The sequence below is a fragment of the Arsenicicoccus sp. UBA7492 genome (assembly GCF_002479615.1).
In the GTDB taxonomy this organism is placed as follows: Bacteria; Actinomycetota; Actinomycetes; order Actinomycetales; family Dermatophilaceae; genus Arsenicicoccus; species Arsenicicoccus bolidensis.
The window spans coordinates 103,269-121,610 of the sequence record NZ_DLOE01000039.1 but is presented as its reverse complement, the minus strand read 5'-3'; the positions used below and the strand labels follow the sequence as shown (position 1 = coordinate 121,610).

Sequence of the window (18,342 nt, the reverse complement as noted above, 5' to 3'; positions counted from 1 at the left end):
GGGGGGTCGGGGTCGTGCGTTTGTGAGCTGGGAGCGCGCGAAGGTGTGGGTGGTCAGAGCCAGCCGCGGGACTGGGCCTCGCGCGCCGCCTCGACGGCCGTCGAGGTGCCGGTCTTGGCGATCGCGGAGGACAGGTGGTTGCGGACGGTCCCCGGTGAGAGGAACAGGCGCGCCGCGATGTCGGGGGCGCGGTGGCCCTCCATCGCCAGCTGCAGGGTCTCGCGCTCGCGCGCGGTCAGGGGTGAGGCGCCGCCGTAGAGGGACTCGGTCGCCAGCGCCGGATCGACCACGCGCAGCCCCCCGTGCACGCGCCGCACGGCCTCGGCGAGCTCGGAGGCGGGGGCGTCCTTGACGACGAAGCCGCTGGCCCCCGCCTCGAGCGCGCGCCGCACGTAGCCTGGCCGCCCGAAGGTCGTCACGATCAGCGAGCGGACGCCCGGGGCCTCGCGAGCCAGCTGCGATGCCACCTCCAGGCCGTCGAGGCCGGGCATCTCGATGTCGAGCAGGCACACGTCGGGGGAGCTCGCGCGGACCGCGCCGAGCACCTCGTCGCCGCGGCCGACCTGTGCCACGACCTCGAGGTCGGTCTCCAGGTCGAGCAGCGCCGCGAGGGCCCCACGCACCATGGCCTGGTCGTCGGCCAGCAGCAGGCGGATCGTCATAGCCGCACCTGCAGCCGGGCGCCCCGCCCGTCGGTCCCGGGGCCGATCGTCAGCGATCCGCCGGCGCCGGCGACCCGCTCGCGCAGCCCGCGGATGCCGTTGCCCTCCTTGCCTCCTCGCAGACCGCGCCCGTCGTCCTCGACGAGCAGGCCGGCGGCCGAGAGCCGTATGACGCACCGCCCGGCCCCGGAGTGCCGCACGACATTGGTGACGGCCTCGCGCAGCACCCAGGCGAGGACCGTGCGGTGACGCGGGTCGACCACGGTGAGGTCGTCCGGCAGGTCGGCGGCGATGCCGGCACCGGTGAGCGCCATACGGGCGCCCTCGACCTCGTCGCCCAGCGACGCGACCCGCAGCCCACCCACGGTCTCGCGGATCTCGGCGAGGGCGGTGCGGGTCAGCGAGCGGATCTCGATCAGCTCGGCGCGGGCCCGCTCGACGTCGACGTCCAGCAGCCGCTCGGCGAGCTCGGTCTTGACGGCGACCACGGTCAGGGAGTGCCCAAGGACGTCGTGCACGTCGCGGGCGACCCGCTCGCGCTCGGAGGCGATGCGCAAAGCGTCCTTGGTGCGGGTGTAATCAAACTCCTTGTTGTTGGCGACCCGGGTCACCGCGGTGGAGATGAAGACGATCGCCAGGATGATCGTGAGGAAGCCGAAGCTGCCGAACACCCCGGCCCACCAAGGGAGCCCGACGGCGAGGGCGAGCAGCACCCCGGCGATGCCGAAGGCGTGGCGCAGCGGGAACGTGAACATCGCGAAGCTCAGCAGGAAGGGCGACATCCCGACGACCTCGACGCCCAGCACCGGCACCGTGACCAGGCAGAGCGCGATCAGCACGGCGTACCACCGCACGGCGGCGGGGTTGACGCGCCGGCCCTCGCCGAAGGCCCAGAGCCGGTTCATCGACCAGACGTAGACGAACGCGAAGCACGCGATCGCGGCCAGCGCGATGCCCTTGAGCCAGGTCGGCGCGGAGTCCTGCAGGACCTCGATCACCGGGAAGCCGAGGAAGGCGAGCCAGACGGCGGCCATCACCCACCCGTAGCGGCTCCACGGGTTCTCGAGGGTCGGGTGGGCTCCGCTCACTGCCGTCCCCGGCTGCGGCGCACGAGCCAGGTCGCCAGGATCGCGAGGAGCGTCAGCCATGCGGCCACGTTAGCAACGGGGATCCACAGGCCTTCGTTGATCAGGACGTCGCCGGACATGACGCGCCCCTCGGTGAGCGGGTAGCGGCTCAGCTGGACCAGGCCGTAGAGCGGGGTGAACCGGGCGATGGTGAGCAGGACGCCCTCGAGCGGGATGAAGATGTTGCCGAGGAACGCGAGGATCACCAGGGAGCCGCTGGCCGCCGAGACCGCCGACTCGCTGCGCAGCCAGAGCCCGAAGACGAGGCCGTAGAGCGCGAACGCGCCCGCTCCGGCGATGGTGATGAGCGGGCACAGGACCCAGGCGAGCCCGTCGGCCCGGGCTCCGGTCAGCGCGCCCGCCGCATAGATCAGGGCGATGGGGATCACCGCGATGGTGAGGGCGACCAGGACCTTGACGGAGACGAAGGTGCGATCCTTGAGCGGGGTCAGCCCCAGCTGGCGTCCCCAGCCCAGGCTGCGCTCGGTCGCGGCCGAGGCGCCGATGCCGGTCGTGGCGGTGACGGCGCCGTAGGCCGCCATCGACACCATGATGTAGAAGGTCACGTTGCCGTGGCCGGCGTTCTCCTTGCCGAAGGACTGGGCCGCGCCGAAGACGAGGTACATGAACAGCGGGATGCCGACGGTGAAGAACAGCCCCACCCGGTCACGGACGAAGCGCAGGACCTCGAGGCGGTAGTAAGTGGCGTTCATCGCACGTCCTCCGTGGCTGCGGCGGCCTGCTCGGCCTGCTCGGTGATCTCGAGGAAGGTCTGGTCGAGGGAGCCGCGCGAGACCTCCAGCTCGCGGGCGCCGAGGTCGCCCAGCAGGACCCGGGCGACCCCGTCGGAGTCGGTGCAGCGCACCACGACCCGTATGCCGCTGGCCGCCGTCCCCGTGTGGTCGACGTGGTCGACGCCTGCCACCCGCTGCAGCACGTCCGTCACGCGGGCGAGCTCGCCCGCCCCGATCTCCGCGCTGACGAGCCGCCCGGTCGCCCGGGCGCGCAGCTCGGCGGTGGTCCCGTCGGCGACGACCCGCCCGCCGGCGACCAGGACGATGCGCCGGGCGAAGTCCTCGGCCTCCTCCAGGTAGTGCGTGGCGAACACGACGGTGCGGCCCGCGTCGGCGTCGGCGTGCATGGTCGACCAGAAGTCCCGCCGGGCGGTGACGTCCATCCCGGCCGTGGGCTCGTCGAGGACCAGCAGGTCGGGCGAGGGCAGCAGCGCCATCGCGAAGCGCAGCCGCTGCTGCTCGCCGCCGGAGCACTTGGACACGCGGCGACCCGCGAGCCCGGAAAGGCCTGCCCGCTGCAGGACCGAGTCGACGCTCTCGTGCTGCGGGAAGGTCGAGGCGATCAGCTGCACCGTCTCGCGGACGGTGAGGTCGGGGAGCAGCCCGCCGCTCTGCAGCACCGCCGACACGCGTCCGGCGGCGACCGCTCGACGGGGGTCCTCGCCATACGTCCGGGCGGTCCCGCTGGTGGGCTCGGTGAGCCCGAGGACCATGTCCAAGGTGGTGGTCTTGCCGGCGCCGTTGGGGCCGAGGAAGGCCACCACCTCGCCCGGCTCGATCGTCAGGTCGAGGCCGTCGACCGCGGTCACGGTGCGAGAGCCGGGCTTGCCCTTGGCCCCCTTGCCCGTGCCCTTGAAGGTCTTGCGCAGGTCCCGCAGCTCCACCGCGGGTGCTGTCGTCGTCGTCATGTCTCCAGCCTGCTGACCTGCGCCGACGGGGCCGTGCGGGTCCTGTCACGAGTCCCGGGTGACAGGTGTCATAGGTTGGCGGTATGTCGACGCCGACCGCCTCCCAGACCCCCGCCCACGCAGAGCTGGACCGGATGTGGGGCGAGCTCGCCCCGGTGGGGCGGGACGGCGGGTCGGGGGGCTACCGGAGGTTCGCGTGGACGCGGGAGGACGCGACGCTGCGGGAGTGGTTCGCGGGGGAGTGCGCGCGGCGCGGGCTCGAGGTCGTCGAGGACCGCGCCGGCAACCAGTGGGCGTGGTGGGGCGACGTCGACGCGGCCCGGGCCCGCGGCGTGCAGGGGGTCGCGATCGGCTCCCACCTCGACTCGGTGCCGGACGGCGGCGCGTACGACGGCCCCCTCGGCGTGGTCACCGCGCTCGCGACCGTCGACGCGCTGCGGGCGGCGGGGCACGAGCCGACCGTGCCGATCGGGGTGGTGAACTTCGTGGACGAGGAGGGCGCGAGGTTCGGGGTGGCGTGCATCGGCTCCCGCGTGGTGACGGGGGCGATGACGCCGGAGCGGGCGCTCGGGCTGCGCGACAACGACGGCGTGACCCTGGCCGAGGCGCTGCGGGACGCCGGGCGCGACCCCGACGCGATCGGGCGCGACGACGAGGCCCTCCCTCGCGTGGGCACCTTCGTCGAGCTGCACGTCGAGCAGGGCCGCGGCCTCGCCGACCTGGACCGCCCCGTCGCCGTCGGCACCGCCATCTGGCCGCACGGCCGCTGGCGCCTCGACCTCGCGGGGCAGGCCAACCACGCCGGCACCACGCGCCTCGAGGACCGCGACGACCCGATGCTGCGCCTCGCGTCCGCGATCCTCACCGCCCGCACCGCCGCCACCGCGCACGGCTGCGTGGCCACCATCGGCAAGACCCGCGTCGTCCCCGGCGGCGTCAACGCCATCCCCTCCGCCGTCACCGCATGGCTCGACGCGCGCGGCCCGGTGGAGGCGGACGTGCGGGAGGTCGTCGAGGCGGTGGCGCGCGACAGCGGCATACGGCCTGCGGCGGAGCCGGTCTGCGAGTCGTGGACCCCGGAGACGAGCTTCGACGCGGACTTGGCCGCCCGGCTGTCCACGCTGCTCGACGACGCGCCCCTGCTCGGCACCGGGGCCGGCCACGACGCCGGCATCCTGACCAACGCGGGCGTGCCGACCGCGATGCTCTTCGTGCGCAACCCGACCGGCGTCTCGCACGCCCCCGACGAGCACGCCGAGGTCGCCGACTGCCACGCCGGGCTCGATGCGCTGACGGCCGTCGTCACCGACCTCGCGGCACCGGCCGGGGGATAGGGTGGGGGCGTCGCCGACGCCGAGGCCGACGACTGGGTCGATTCGAGGGGGCCACGGGTCATGACCACGTTCTGGTCGGAGCACGCGCTGCTGCCGTCCGGGATCACCAACGGCGTGCGCACGACGGTGTCCGAGGACCGGATCACCGCCATCGACGTCCGCACCCATCCCCGGCCGCACGACATCAAGCTCCACGGCGTGACCTTCCCCGGCCTGGCCAACGTCCACAGCCATGCCTTCCACCGCGGGCTGCGCGGGCGCACCCACGGCAACGGCGGCGACTTCTGGTCCTGGCGCGAGCGGATGTACTCCCTCATGAGCCACCTGCAGCCCGACACCTACCTCGACCTCGCGCGGGCGACCTTCGCGGAGATGGTGCTCGCGGGGTTCACCTGCGTCGGCGAGTTCCACTACGTCCACCACCAGGAAGACGGCACCCCCTATCCCGACCCGAACGCCATGGGGCACGCCCTCCAGCAGGCCGCCGCGGAGGCCGGGATCCGCCTCACCCTGCTCGACACCTGCTATCTCACGGGCGGGCTCGACGGGTCGGGCTACCTGCCGCTCGACCCCTACCAGCGCCGGTTCGGCGACGGGACGGCCGAGGGCTGGGCCGCCCGCGTGAGCCAGCTGCGCGAGGGCCCGATGTCCCGCGTCGGCGCCGCGATCCACTCCGTGCGGGCCGTGCCCCGCGAGCAGCTCGGCGTCGTGGCCGAGGCCGCGCGCACCGGGCTCGGGGTGCACCCGTCGCCGGTGCCGCTGCACGTGCACCTGTCCGAGCAGCTCGCCGAGAACGCCGCCACCCTCGCCTGCTACGGCCGCACCCCGACCCAGCTGCTGCACGAGCAGGGCGTGCTCGGGCCCACCACCACGGCCGTCCACGCCACCCACCTGACCGACGAGGACGTGCGGCTGCTCGGCGAGAGCGGTACCGGCGCGTGCTTCTGCCCCCTCACCGAGCGGGACCTCGCCGACGGCATCGGGCCCGCCCGCGACCTGCACCGCGCCGGCGCCCGCCTGTCGATCGGCACCGACCAGCACGTGTCCATCGACCCCTGGGGCGAGCTGCGCTCCCTCGAGATGCACGAACGCCTCATGACCAACGAGCGCGGACGCTTCGACCCCGCCGAGCTCGTCGCCTTCGGCACCCGTCAGGGCTATGCCTCGCTCGGCTGGGAGGACGGCGGCCGCCTCGAGGTCGGGGCGCTCGCCGACCTGTGCAACGTCCGCCTCGACAGCGTCCGCACCGTCGGCGCCAAGCCCGCGCAGGTCGTCTTCGCCGCCACCGCGGGCGACGTCGACACCGTCGTCGTCGGCGGCCAGCCCGTCGTCGAGGGCGGCCGCCACCGCATCGGCTCGGTCGCCCTCATGCTCCGCACCGCCCTCGACGCCCTCCTGGAGGAGCCGTGACCGCAGTCCTCGTCACCGACATCGGCCAGCTCGTCACCTGCTCGCCCGAGCTCGGCGACGAATCGCCCCTCGGAGTCCTGCAGGACGCCGCCGTCGTGCTCGAGGAGGTCCCTGCGGCGGGCGCGTCGGCATACCGGATGATCGAGGGCGAGCCGGTGCCCGACCGCGGCAACGTCGCCTGGGTGGGGCGCGCGGCCGACGCACCCGCGGCCGACGAGGTGCTGTCCGTCGGGGGCCGTTGCGTGGTGCCGGGATTCGTCGACTCGCACGCCCACCTGATGTTCGCGGGGGACCGCGGCGAGGAGTTCGCGGCGCGGATGACGGGGCAGCCCTACGACGGGGGCGGGATCGCCGTGTCCGTGGCCGCCACCCGCGCCGCGTCCGACGAGGAGCTGCTCGACCTGCTGCTCGACCGCGTCCTCGAGATGCGCGCGCAGGGCACGACCACCGTCGAGGTCAAGTCCGGCTACGGGCTCACCGTGGACGACGAGGCGCGGGCGCTGCGCCTGGCGTGCGAGGCCGGGATCGAGGAGACGACCTTCCTCGGGGCGCACGTCGTCCCGCCTGAGTTCCGTTCCCGCCGTGCGGACTACGTGTCCCTGGTGACCGGACCGATGCTGGAGGCGTGCGCGCCCTACGCGGTGTGGGGCGACGTGTTCTGCGAGCCGGCGTCGGCGCACGCGTTCGACGGCGACGAGGCGCGGGCGGTGCTGCTCGCGTGCCGCGAGGCGGGGCTGGAGCTGCGCGTCCACGGCAACCAGCTCGGCCACGGCCCGGGGGTCCAGCTGGCGTGCGAGCTCGAGGCGGCGTCGGTCGACCACTGCACCTATCTGTCGACGGCCGACGTGGACGCGCTCGTGGGGGCGGCCGGCACCACGACCGCCACCCTGCTGCCCGGCGTCGAGTTCTCCACCCGCTCGCCCTATCCCGACGCGCGCGCCCTGCTCGACGCCGGGGTCTCGGTGGCGCTCGCGACCGACTGCAACCCGGGCACCTGCTACTCCTCGTCGATCCCCTTCGTGGTGGCCCTGGCCGTGCGCGAGATGGGTATGACGCCCGCCGAGGCCCTCCTCGCGGTGACCCTCGGCGGGGCTCGCGCGCTGCGGCGCAACGACGTCGGCCACCTCGCCGTGGGCGCACGCGCGGACCTGACGGTGCTCGACGCCCCGTCCTACGTGCACCTGAGCTATCGTGCCGGCGTCCCCATCGCGACCGCCCTCGACCTCACCCCACCCGCCTGACCCCACCCCTCCCGCCTTTCTCGTTGAGAGGCGACAAATGGGGGTTATGAGGCCTGGATAGCCCCCATTTGTCGCCTCTCAACGAGGGGGATGGGCGGAGCGACCCACGTGGGAGGCCCGTGCCGGCGTCACGCCACCCCTGGAAGCCACCCGGCGCGCACCAGGGCACGTCGCACGATCGCCAGGGCGTCGGGGGTGCGGCCGTTGACGTTGATGCTGATGAGGCGCTCGTAGTCGTACCCCGCATCGCGAAAGGCCCTCTCCCGTGCCACGTCTCGCTCCCAGGTCTTTTGACGCTCCACGTGGTGACGACCGTCGTACTCCACCACCAACCGCCACCGCCTCCAGAACGGGTCCACGATCCCCAGCCACCCTCCCTCGTCCGTCACGGTCACGTTGAGCTCCGGCTCGGGCAGGCCCCCGCGCACCAGCTGAAGTCGGGTCTTGGTCTCCATGGGACTCGCCGATCCAGGACGGATCTCCAGCAGTGCCGCCCGCGCCGTGCGCACGCCGCGCATCCTGCGAGGCAGGACGCTCGCCAGGTCCCCGACGGTGCGGGTGGAGCGTGGTCGGAGGATCCAGTCGCCCGCTGCGATCAGCTCGTCCACCGACAGCGACGCGGCGGCGTCGGCCCAGGTGTGGAGGTCATCGGTGCAGGTCAGGCCGTTCTCCAGGAGGATCGTTCCGCGGCGCTGCAGCCCGCGGTGGTTGACGATCCCCGGCCGCTCGAGGTGGAACTGTCCGCTCCGGGTGACCACGTGAACCGGCTCGTCGGGTGTCCACCGCGTCGGCCAGGGCATCCCCATGAGCCGGGCGGCCGTCACGTTGCTGAACGCGTGCGCCGGCGGCAGCACCGGCAACGCGTCCTTCGCGGCCTGCTCGATGCCGAGGAGAGGGAGCGGGGATCTGACGCCGTAATGAGGGGCTCGAGTGTCGGACGCTCGCAGTCGATCGCGTGAGATCCCGGATGCCATGGCGTCGGACGTCCTGAAGGGCTCGGCGTCATACGGGGCGGGCAGGGGCGAAGGTGAGCGCACGCAAATTATCGTAAATGGTAGCAAATCTGATCTGAGAGGTTATCCACAGCGCTGCCGCCGCCCAATGAGAGGCGACAGATGGGGGTTATGACGCGCCCAGAACCCCCATCTGTCGCCTCTCAACGAGTGGTGGGGGGCCGAGAGCGTAGGGCGTGGGGGTGGGCGTCGGCGGGGGCGGTGGCAGAGGACCCAGAGTGGAGGGGGAGGATCAGACCGCGGTATGACGACCCGGCGCCGCCCGCACCTCTAGCGTGGAGGGATGCGTGCGTTCTTAAGGCTCCAGCGGTGGCTCCGCGAGCACGTCATGCTGGTCGACGCCTTCTGGGCGGGGGTCGTCACCCTGCTCTGCCTCGTCGTGTCGGCAGGCGTGCTCGACGAGCTCACCGTCGGCTGGGTGGGCTGGCTCGCGTGGACCCTCCTCGGCACCAGCCTGCCCCTCGTGTGGCGCCGCACCAGGCCCGACCCGGCCATTGTGGCGGTCGCGCTCGGCTGCGTGGTCCAGCTCGTGATCGCTGACAACGTCATGCCCCAGAACCTCGCGGCGCTCATGATGCTCTACGCGGTCGCGGCCCACGGGCACCCGCGGTGGCGCTACTGGTGGCTCGCGGCCGCGCTGGTCGGCGGGGTGGTGGGCGCCTGGGACTGGACCTACAACTGGGTCCGGCCTGCCGGCGCGCAGCGCGTGGAGTACGCCGTCATCAGCTGGGTGTTCGTCGCCGCCATGAGCGTCGCGTGCTTCGTGCCCGGGGCCCTCGCGAGGCAGCGGCGCGACATGGTGCAGAGCCTGCGCGACCGGGCGGACTCCCTGGAGCGCGAACACGACTCGATGGCGCGCCTCGCCGCGCAGGAGGAGCGGGCCCGGATCGCGCGCGAGATGCATGACGTCGTCGCGCACTCGCTCAGCGTGATCGTGGTCCAGGCGGACGGAGCGTCGTATGCCGTGGAGCACGGTGACGTCGACGCCTCGCGCATGGTCGCCGCCCGGACGCTCGCCACGATCGGCGACACCGCCCGGGGCGCGCTCGGCGAGACCCGGCGCCTCGTGGGGGTGCTGCGCGAGGAGGGGGAGGCGGCGGCCTACACCCCGCAGGCCACGCTCGAGCAGGTAGAGGAGCTGGTGGCGCACGTCAACGACGCGGGCTTGCCGGCGACCCTGACGCAGGTCGGCGACGAGCGGGTGCACGAGGCGCTCGGGCCGGCGCAGCAGATGGCGGCCTACCGCGTGGTGCAGGAGGCGCTGACCAACGCCCTCAAGCACGCGGGACCGGCGGCGACCGTGCGGGTCGAGCTCGCTCACCACCCGGACCGGGTCGAGCTGGCCGTGCGCGACACGGGTCGGGGTCCAGGTGGCGGGTCGGACGGGCGCGGCCATGGGCTGATCGGGATGCGCGAGCGGATGGCGTCGATCGGCGGGACCTTCACGGCCCGGGAGCGGGTCGGGGGTGGCTTCGAGGTGCTTGCTAGCCTGCCGACGCGGGACCCGGAGGCGCCGCCGACGGCGCCCACCGTGCCGGTCCCGGTCACGACGGGACGACGACGGGAGCGCGAGTGAGCGACGAGCAGATCAGGCTGCTGCTGGCGGACGACCAGGAGCTGGTGCGGATGGGCTTCCGGATGGTGCTGGACGCCCAGCCCGACATGCAGGTCGTGGGTGAGGTGGGCGACGGCGCGGCGGCGGTCGAGCTGGCCGCGCAGGCCGACGTGGTGCTCATGGACATCCGGATGCCACGCATGGACGGCGTTGAGGCGACCCGACGGATCGTGGCCTCGGGCGCCGCGGCCAAGGTCCTCGTGCTCACGACCTTCGACCTCGACGAGTACGTCCACACCGCGCTCAAGGCCGGTGCCGGCGGCTTCCTCCTCAAGGACGCGGGCCCGGCGGAGCTGCTGGCCGCCATACGCGCTGTGCACCAAGGAGACTCGGTCGTCGCCCCGAGCGCGACCCGGCGCCTGCTCGAGAGGTTCCTGCCCGGGCTGCCCGACGAGCACGAGCCCCTGCGGAGCGCCGAGGAGCGGCTCGCCCCGCTGACCGAGCGGGAGCGCGAGGTGCTGCTCGCGGTGGGGCAGGGGCGCTCCAACCAGGAGATCGCGGCCGAGCTCTATGTGGCCGAGGCCACCGTCAAGACCCACGTCGGGCGGATCCTCGCCAAGCTCCACCTGCGAGACCGGGTGCAGATGGTCGTCCTCGCCTACGACACAGGGCTCGTGCGACCGCAGTCGTAGGCCCGCTGCGCCCGTGGTCCTCGGGTCGCCCCCGGGGTCGAGACCGCAGGTCGATCCGGGCGACACCGGCCGCTCCCTAGCGTCGACATCGACCGCGCACCAGCGATGTCCGACGACCAGACGGAGCGACCCGATGACGACCACCAGCCCGACCACCAGCCCGACCACCGTGACCCGCGCGGCCGTGCGCGCGCGTGACCTCACCAAGACCTATGGCAGCGGCGACACCCGCGTCGTCGCCCTGGACCACGTGGACGTGGAGATCGCCGAGGGGGAGCTCACCGCGATCATGGGCCCGTCGGGGTCCGGCAAGTCGACGCTGATGCACTGCGCGGCGGGCCTCGACGACGTCACGAGCGGGCAGGTCTGGGTCGGCGACACCGACCTCACCACGCTTGACGACACGCGGCTGACGCTGCTGCGGCGCGAGCAGGTGGGGTTCGTCTTCCAGGCCTTCAACCTGCTCCCGACGCTGACCGCCGAGGCCAACATCACCCTGCCCCTGCGCCTCGCGGGCCGCACCCCCGACCGCGAATGGTTCGAGCATGTGGTGCGGGTGCTGGGCCTGACAGATCGTCTGGGGCACAAGCCGACCGAGCTCTCCGGCGGGCAGCAGCAGCGCGTGGCGGTGGCCCGCGCCCTCGTCATGCGGCCGCGCGTGATCTTTGCCGACGAGCCGACGGGCGCCCTCGACAGCGTGACCGGGCACGAGCTGCTGGACTTCCTTCGGCGCTGCGTGCGTGAGCTGGGCCAGACCGTCGTGATGGTGACCCACGACCCCGGGGCCGCGACGTATGCCGACCGCGTGCTGCTCCTCGCGGACGGTCGCATGGCGGGGGAGCTGCGGCACCCCACCGCCGACGACGTGCTGGCCGCCCTGCGCGGGCTGGGGGCGTGATCGCCGTGCGCACCTCGATCTCCCTGGCGGCCAGCATGATCCACGGTCAGGCCCGGCGCTTCGTCAGCGTCCTGGTCGCCATCACGATGGGCATCGCCTTCGTCGCGGCCACGTTCATGGTGGGCGACACCTTCCGCGAGTCCCTGGCGCGCGACGCCGCCGGCTCGGTGGGCCGAGCGAGCGTGGTCGTCACCACGCCGGACGGGTCCTCGGGCGTGGGGGGCGCGCCTCGCGGCGGCCCGGCCGTCATACCCCCCGGGCTCGCCGCGCAGGTGACGCGCGCCCACCCGGGTGCCTCCGTGCGCACGGTGGCCGGCGGGGCCGTCCAGCAGGACCTCGGGGGTCGCGAGGCCTCCCTCGTGCTGCGGTCAGTGCCGCAGCTGTCCGGGACGACGACGCTCACGGCCGGTCGCCTGCCCGCCCGCCGCGGCGAGATCGCCGTCGTGGACTGGGTCGCCTCGGCGCGCAAGCTCGCAGTGGGCAGCACGACCCGCCTGCTGCAGCGCGGCACCGGCACCAGCCCTGGCACCGGCACCGAGCAGCGGCCGCAGGAGGCCCGTCCGGCCGAGGCCACGGTCGTCGGCATCGTCAAGCCGGGGCGTGACGTCGTGCAGGGCCAGGGGATGCCGGTGGCCTTCGCCCAGGACCAGGACATCTGGGCCTGGACGGGCACCACGGGCTATCGGGAGCTCGACCTGACGCAGGCTCCGGGCGGCGCGGCCGTGGACGACGAGCAGCTGCGCGCCTCCGTCGCCGGTCTCCCCGCAGCCAAGGGCCTCACGGTCCGCACCGGCCAGCAGGAGAAGGACCACCGCGTGACCCAGATGGTCCAGGGCGTCACGCAGCTCACCGCGATGCTGCTCGTCTTCGCGCTCATCGCCGTGTTCGTCTCGGCGCTGGTCATCGCCAACACCTTTGCGATCCTCGTCGCCCAGCGCACCCGTCAGCTCGCGCTCCTGCGCTGCATCGGCGCCGAGCGGCGGCAGGTGCGCGGGTCCGTCGTGGCCGAGGCGCTGCTCGTCGGCGTCCTCGGCTCCGTCGCGGGGCTGGCGCTCGGCGCGGGTCTGGCGGCGACGCTCGTGCAGCTCTCGCACGGCACCGACATGGACCTCGGCAGCCTGGTCGTCACCCCGCTCTCGGTCCTGGCTCCCCTCGCGACGGGCATCCTGGTCACCCTCGTGGCGAGCCTCGCCCCGGCCCGCGCGGCGACGCGCGTCAAGCCGCTCGCGGCCCTGCGCCCCGAGACCGCGACGCGGGTGCGGCGCGTCCGCGCCCTGCGCGTCGGGGTCGGATCGGTCCTCGCGGCAGGTGGGTTCGGGCTGCTCGTGCACGGCGCCCTCCAGCACCAGCTCGTGACGGGCATCCCCGGTGGACTCCTGTCCTTCCTCGGCGTGCTCATGGTCGCCCCCGTGGTGGTGCCCGGCCTCGCCCGCGCCGTCGGTGCGCTGCCCGCCCGCCTCGGCGGCGTCCCCGGGTCGCTCGCCGTCGACAACGCCGGCCGCAACCCCGCTCGGGCCGCGGCCACCGCGAGCGCCCTGCTCGTCGGGGTCACGCTGATCACGATGATGAGCGTGGGCTCGGCGACAGGGGTGCGCTCGGCCACCGACGCGCTCGACAAGCAGACCCCCGTGGACGCCCTCGTGCAGGCGCCGCAGGGCCTGGCGCAGCGTGACCTCGACACCCTGCGGCGCAGCAGCGTCGTCGGTGCGGCCACCCTCGTCGTCGACGCCCCGGCCACGCTGACCCACGGCGGACGGCCGGTGCACGTCGGCCAGAGCGGTGGGCAGAGCGACGGTCAGGCCGGCGGATCGAGCGGCGGGCAGACCACCGTCACCGGCGCCGACGACGCGGCGGTGCAGGTCTCGCGCCGGCCGCAGCTCTTTGCCGGGCTCGACGACCACACCGTGCTCCTGCCGGCGAGCTCCGGCCTGCGGACCGGCGACACCGTGACCCTCGCCCACGGCGCGACGCGGCTCGACCTGCGCGCCGACGTCAGCGCGGACCATGCGGACGCACCGGTCGTCACGGCGGCCACCGTGCGGCGCCTCGACCCCCAGGCCAAGGGGTCCGCGTGGATCAGGTTCGCCGAGGTCAAGGACGCGGCCACCGCGTCGGAGCAGCTCGCCCAGGACGCCGTCGCCATCCAGGGCGCCCAGGTCCAGGGGGTCGCCACCCAGCGCGCCGAGATGGAGCGGATCATGGACGTCGTCCTGCTCGTCGTCACCGGCCTGCTCGGCATCGCCGTGCTGGTCGCGCTGGTCGGCATCGGCAACACCCTCGGCCTCTCGGTGCTCGAGCGCACCCAGGAGTCCGGCCTGCTGCGCGCCCTCGGCCTCACGCGCCGCCAGCTGCGCAGCACGCTCGGGCTCGAGGCGCTGACGCTGGCGGGCGTGGGCACGATCGTGGGGCTCGCGCTGGGGGTGGCCTACGGCCTCGGCGGGGCCTACGCGCTCTTCGGCAGCGAGATGACCATCACCACCGAGATCCCTTGGGCGCGGCTGGGGCTCGTCGCCGCCGTGGCGCTCGCCGCGGGGTGGCTGGCGTCCGTCATACCGGCTCGTCGGGCCGCGCGGGTGAGCCCGTCCGCGGCGCTGGCCACCGACTGACACGCGGCTCCCAGGCCCCGGGCCTAGGCTGGCAGGAAGGAGGGACGAGATGGGTCGGGTCGAGCGCGAGGTCTACGCCGCGGCCACGTCACCGCGCCACGTGCGCGCGCTGACGGTCGGTGCCGGCACGCTGCTCGCCGCCCTCCCGCTGCCGGCGCCGCTGCGCGCGGGCCTCGGGATCGCGGGCTACCTCGGCGGGCTCGCCCTGCCGGCCGACCACGTCCCGACCGACGAGCCCGACCACCTGTGGCACCTGCGCCGCCAGGTCGGGGCGGTCGGCGACTGGCTCGACGACCGCCGGGGAGCGCTCGGCTGGGACGTCGAGACCTGGCTCGACCGGGTGCTGGCGCGGGCGCGCGGCGTGCTCGACGACCCGAGGCTGGTCACCGACCCCGAGCGGCTGGCGGGCCTGTCCCGGCTCCTGCTCGTCGAGCTGCCCGAGGTGCTGCGCGACGGCGACGACGTGGCGCTCGAGCCCGACCCGACCCGGCGCCGGCTGCGGGTGGCGCTGCGGCTGGACCAGCTCGACCGGCGGCTGGCGGCCCTGCGCACCCCCGCCTGATCGCCGCCACGTACCCCAGGCCCGAGGCCGCCACGCACCCAGGCCCGCAGACCCCCAGGCCCGTCATACCGCCCAGCAGCAGCGAGTCGCCCCGACCGATGGACCGGTCGGGGCGACTCGCGTGACGGACGGGGTGATCAGGCCTTGTTGGTGCGGGCGTCGATCTGCGCCTGCAGGTCGACGTCACCGATGTCGTTGCTCTGGCGCTTGACCGCGGAGACGAACCCCTTGGCCGCCTGACGCTGCGCCACCAGGCGCGCGATGCCGATCACGAGACCGGAGAACGCCGCGAAGGCCAGCGCTTCCTTCCAGTCCACGTCGGGGTTGGTGGGGTCGGAGGGGGCCTCCTTGCCCGTGGCCTTCTGCCAGCCCGAGTTGACGATCTTGTTGGCCACCATGCCGGCCAGCATGGCGGCGCCGGTGCCAATGAGCTTCCACACGTTAGGTCCCATGCGTTGAGTCTCACACGATCTTCGCGGTAGCGTCACGTTTCACACGACAGGGGAGCGCAGATCGCGCTGAGAGTGCGGGCGACCGCAGACCCTCCGCACCTGATCCGGTTAGCACCGGCGCTAGGGAGTCGGATTCTCGAGGCGACCCGAGGGGTCACCTTCCCTCTTGGTGACCGACCAGGAGATCTCGTATGCCGAACACCACCGGCTCCGCCGCCACCGCGCGGCCGGGCCAGCACGCACGACCGTCCGCGCTCGCCACGGGGGCCCTCATGTCATGGCGAGGCATCGACCTCGTCCTCGGCGCCGTCCTCGCCGTCGCGCTGGGCGTCGCCTTCTGGGGGTGGGACAGCACCCTCTACCACGTCGTCGAGGCGGCCGCCGTCGGCTATGCCCCGATCGGCTCGCTCGCGCTCGGCGTGTGGGTGCTCCCCGCCGTGGCCGGCGCGCTGCTGATCCGGCGTCCCGGCGCGGCCCTCTACGTCGAGCTGATCGCGGCGAGCGTCGAGACGCTGCTCGGCAACAAGTGGGGCTGGCTCGTGATGCTGTCCGGGCTGCTGCAGGCGCTCGGCGTCGAGCTGGCGATGTGGGTCTGGCGCTGGCGGCGGTTCGACATGGTGGCCGCGGTGCTGGGCGGCGTGCTCGGTGCCGTCCTGGAGATCTGCCTCTACGAGTGGTGGCAGTACGTCCCGCAGCTCGCCTGGATCCACAAGCTCGTCTACCTCGGCTTCGGCATGATCTCGTGCGCGGTGATCGCCGGCCTCGGGGGCGCCGCGCTCGTGCGGGCGCTGGCCCGGACGGGCGTGATCGACGCCTTCCCCGCGGGCCGCGAGGCGCGTGAGTCCCACGGCCGCTGACGCCTCCCTCGAGCGTGGTCTCGACCTCGACGAGGGTCCGAGGGGGGCTCTCGTCGAGGTCGACGACCTCACCTGGCTCCCGTATGGCGCCGCCCGCCCGGTCCTCGACGCGGTGTCGCTGCGCGTGGCGCCGGGGGAGCGGGTGCTGCTCGCGGGCGCCAGCGGGTCCGGCAAGTCGACCCTGCTCCGGGCGCTGGCCGGCGTGCTCGCCGACACGGGTGGCGGTGACCAGACGGGGCAGGTGCGGGTGTCGCGGCAGGTGGGCCTGCTCCTGCAGGATCCCGACGACGCGGTGGTCGCGCGGACCGTGGGGCGCGACGTGGCCTTCGGCCCCGAGAACGCCGGCGTGCCACGCGGGCCGCTGTGGGAGCGGGTGCGGGCGGCGCTGGACTCCGTGTCCTTCCCGTATGCCGTGGACCGCGAGACGCGCGCCCTGTCCGGCGGCGAGACCCAGCGCCTCGCGCTCGCGGGCGTGCTCGCCCTCGACCCGGGCCTCGTGCTGCTCGACGAGCCCTGCTCGATGCTCGACCCCCAGGCCGCGGAGGCGGTCCGGTCGGCGGTGGCCCTGGCCGTCGCCGAGGTGGGGGCCACCCTGGTGGTCGTCGAGCACCAGCTCGCGCACTGGGTGGACGTCTGCGACCGGCTCGTCGTGCTGGGCGACGGCGGTCGGGTGGTGGCGGACGGCCCGATGACGTCGACGCTGGCCGCCGAGGGGGAGCGGCTGGCAGAGCTGGGCCTGTGGGTGCCGGGGGCGCCGCCGCCGTCGTCGATGGAGGTGGCGACCGGGCTGGTGACCCCGGTCCGGCCGGGCGGGGTGACGGCCTCGATCGACGCGGTGCTGCGCCAGGTGCAGCCCGGGCTGGCCTCGTGGCAGGCGGTGCACCCGCCGCAGCTCGTGCTGCAGGACGTGGCGCTGGAGGCCTCGCCGGGGGAGGCGGTGGCCGTCACCGGCCACTCGGGCGCCGGCAAGTCCACGCTGGTGGCCTGCGCCGCCGGGCTGCTCGAGCCGACGTCCGGCACGGTGCGGCTGGGGGCCGGCGACCGCGAGGCGCCGCATGGCTGGCGGGCTGCGGAGCTTGCCGCAGCGGTCGGGTGGGTGCCCCAACGACCCGAGCTGCCGATCACCGCCCGGACCGTCGTCGACGAGGTGATGCTGACCGGTCGGGCGCTCGGCCAGGACGAGGACGCCCTCGCAGCCCGGGCCGGGGCGCTGCTCGAGGTGCTCGGCCTCGGCGACCGCCGCGACGCCGACCCGCACACCCTCTCGGGGGGTGAGCAGCGACGTCTCTCGCTCGTCGCCGCCCTCGCCCACGGCCCGTCCGTGCTCCTGCTCGACGAGCCCACCGTCGGCCAGGACCGCCACACGTGGGCCGCCGTCACCGGGGTCGTCGAGGCGGCCCGCGCCGCAGGGACGACCGTGGTGGTGTCCACGCACGACCGCAGCCTGGCGTCGCGCTGCACCCGCGAGCTCGTGCTCGCGAGGCCGCAGGCCGGCGCAGAGCCGGTGCGCCGTCGTGCGCAGGGGCTGGCGGCATACGCCTCGGCCCTGCCGCTGATGCTGGTGAGCCTGGTGGCGATGGTGGTCGGGTTGGTCGTGCCCACGGTGCCGGCGGGGCTGGGTCTGCTCGGGGCCGAGCTGGCGCTGCTCCTCGTGCTGTGCGGGGTGCGCTGGCCGCAGCCGGTGCTGCGGCTCACCCCGGTGGCGATCGGCGCGGCCTCGTTGTGGTGGTCCAACTGGTGGTGGGCCGAGACGCGTGATCCCGTCGCGGCGCTGCTGCCCGCGCTGCGCATGACGTCGGCGGCGCTGCCCGGCGTGGTGCTGGCGGGCTACCTCGAGCCGTTCTCGCTGGGGGACCAGCTCGGGCAGCGACTGCGGCTGCCGGCACGTCCGGTGGTGGCGGCGGTGGTGGCGCTGCAGAGGTTCGACCAGCTGCGGTCGACCTTTGGCGACCTGCGCGCGGTGCGCCGGGCGCGTGGTGTCCTGGGGCGGGGGGTCAAGGACGCGGTCGTGCTGACCTTTGCCCTGCTGGTGCAGGCGTTGCGGCAGGCGGGGCGGCTCGCGGTGGCGATGGAGGCGCGGGGCTACTCGTCGCCCGTGGTGCGGTCGGGGCGGCGCACGTGGGCGGAGCCCGCGCGGTGGGGCCGGAGGGACCTGTGGGTCGTGGTGTGCGCCGTGACGCTCGCCGCCGCGGCGGCTGTGGGGCACCTTCTGGGGAGGTAATGGATCCCTA

16 protein-coding genes and 1 riboswitch are annotated in these 18,342 nt (G+C 74.1%); of the genes, 10 read left to right on the top strand and 6 right to left on the bottom strand.

The annotated features are described in order from the left end of the window. Positions 1 to 53: 53 nt before the first annotated feature. Genes B4E97_RS11750 through B4E97_RS11735 form a run of 4 tightly spaced genes read right to left on the bottom strand, consistent with a single transcriptional unit; the run spans position 54 to position 3,491 of the window. On the bottom strand, positions 54 to 662 hold the full coding sequence (locus B4E97_RS11750; RefSeq protein WP_239261970.1) for a response regulator transcription factor: 609 nt from the start codon (positions 660 to 662) through the stop codon (positions 54 to 56). Next, entirely contained in the window at positions 659 to 1,810 is a 1,152-nt protein-coding gene (locus tag B4E97_RS11745) for a sensor histidine kinase (protein WP_286959974.1), read from the bottom strand. Before B4E97_RS11745 ends, B4E97_RS11750 begins: the two co-directional genes overlap by 4 nt. Beyond that, entirely contained in the window at positions 1,747 to 2,502 is a 756-nt protein-coding gene (locus tag B4E97_RS11740; protein WP_019286598.1) for an ABC transporter permease, read from the bottom strand. Before B4E97_RS11740 ends, B4E97_RS11745 begins: the two co-directional genes overlap by 64 nt. Continuing rightward, positions 2,499 to 3,491, bottom strand: a complete 993-nt coding sequence (locus tag B4E97_RS11735) for an ABC transporter ATP-binding protein (protein ID WP_286959973.1) — start codon at positions 3,489 to 3,491, stop codon at positions 2,499 to 2,501. The genes B4E97_RS11740 and B4E97_RS11735 overlap by 4 nt, the downstream gene beginning before the upstream one ends. Positions 3,492 to 3,574: 83 nt before the next feature. On the opposite strand from B4E97_RS11735, the gene B4E97_RS11730 reads away from it, so the two are divergent. The 3 genes from B4E97_RS11730 to hutI are packed head-to-tail and all read left to right on the top strand — an operon-like array spanning position 3,575 to position 7,476. Beyond that, positions 3,575 to 4,825: an allantoate amidohydrolase gene (locus B4E97_RS11730; protein WP_286959972.1), complete on the top strand. Its 1,251-nt coding sequence runs from the start codon at positions 3,575 to 3,577 to the stop codon at positions 4,823 to 4,825. 60 nt (positions 4,826 to 4,885) lie between these two features. Further along, a complete protein-coding gene (locus tag B4E97_RS11725) occupies positions 4,886 to 6,235 on the top strand; it encodes a formimidoylglutamate deiminase (protein WP_019286595.1) in 1,350 nt (449 codons plus the stop codon). Next, positions 6,232 to 7,476, top strand: a complete 1,245-nt coding sequence (gene hutI, locus B4E97_RS11720; RefSeq protein ID WP_286959971.1) for an imidazolonepropionase — start codon at positions 6,232 to 6,234, stop codon at positions 7,474 to 7,476. Before B4E97_RS11725 ends, hutI begins: the two co-directional genes overlap by 4 nt. Before the next feature lie 128 nt (positions 7,477 to 7,604). Here hutI and B4E97_RS11715 read toward each other — a convergent pair whose 3' ends face one another. Beyond that, a complete protein-coding gene (locus tag B4E97_RS11715) occupies positions 7,605 to 8,330 on the bottom strand; it encodes a hypothetical protein (protein WP_286959970.1) in 726 nt (241 codons plus the stop codon). Positions 8,331 to 8,772: 442 nt separating this feature from the next. Here B4E97_RS11715 and B4E97_RS11710 point away from each other — a divergent pair, with 442 nt between their 5' ends. The 5 genes from B4E97_RS11710 (at position 8,773) to B4E97_RS11690 (ending at position 14,802) form a co-directional block, all read left to right on the top strand. Beyond that, a complete protein-coding gene (locus tag B4E97_RS11710) occupies positions 8,773 to 10,065 on the top strand; it encodes a sensor histidine kinase (RefSeq protein ID WP_239265488.1) in 1,293 nt (430 codons plus the stop codon). Next, on the top strand, positions 10,062 to 10,736 hold the full coding sequence (locus tag B4E97_RS11705; protein ID WP_019286590.1) for a response regulator: 675 nt from the start codon (positions 10,062 to 10,064) through the stop codon (positions 10,734 to 10,736). The genes B4E97_RS11710 and B4E97_RS11705 overlap by 4 nt, the downstream gene beginning before the upstream one ends. A 133-nt stretch (positions 10,737 to 10,869) precedes the next feature. Next, complete coding sequence (locus tag B4E97_RS11700) at positions 10,870 to 11,634, top strand: ABC transporter ATP-binding protein (protein WP_239265490.1); 765 nt, start codon at positions 10,870 to 10,872, stop codon at positions 11,632 to 11,634. Next, positions 11,631 to 14,240, top strand: coding sequence for an FtsX-like permease family protein (locus tag B4E97_RS11695; RefSeq protein ID WP_286959969.1), 2,610 nt, complete (start codon positions 11,631 to 11,633; stop codon positions 14,238 to 14,240). The genes B4E97_RS11700 and B4E97_RS11695 overlap by 4 nt, the downstream gene beginning before the upstream one ends. A 49-nt stretch (positions 14,241 to 14,289) precedes the next feature. After that, complete coding sequence (locus tag B4E97_RS11690; RefSeq protein ID WP_029211979.1) at positions 14,290 to 14,802, top strand: hypothetical protein; 513 nt, start codon at positions 14,290 to 14,292, stop codon at positions 14,800 to 14,802. Between the two features lie 137 nt (positions 14,803 to 14,939). Here B4E97_RS11690 and B4E97_RS11685 read toward each other — a convergent pair whose 3' ends face one another. Then, a complete protein-coding gene (locus B4E97_RS11685) occupies positions 14,940 to 15,254 on the bottom strand; it encodes a DUF4235 domain-containing protein (protein ID WP_019286587.1) in 315 nt (104 codons plus the stop codon). Positions 15,255 to 15,292: 38 nt separating this feature from the next. Beyond that, a riboswitch (TPP riboswitch) is annotated at positions 15,293 to 15,398 on the top strand. A gap of 47 nt (positions 15,399 to 15,445) precedes the next feature. Between B4E97_RS11685 and B4E97_RS11680 the strand changes: the two genes are divergently transcribed. Next, positions 15,446 to 16,111 (top strand): ECF transporter S component, encoded by a 666-nt coding sequence (locus B4E97_RS11680; RefSeq protein WP_286959968.1) that lies wholly within the window; start codon positions 15,446 to 15,448, stop codon positions 16,109 to 16,111. Next, positions 16,092 to 18,332, top strand: a complete 2,241-nt coding sequence (locus B4E97_RS11675; RefSeq protein ID WP_286959967.1) for an ATP-binding cassette domain-containing protein — start codon at positions 16,092 to 16,094, stop codon at positions 18,330 to 18,332. The genes B4E97_RS11680 and B4E97_RS11675 overlap by 20 nt, the downstream gene beginning before the upstream one ends. The last annotated feature ends 10 nt before the right edge of the window (positions 18,333 to 18,342 follow it).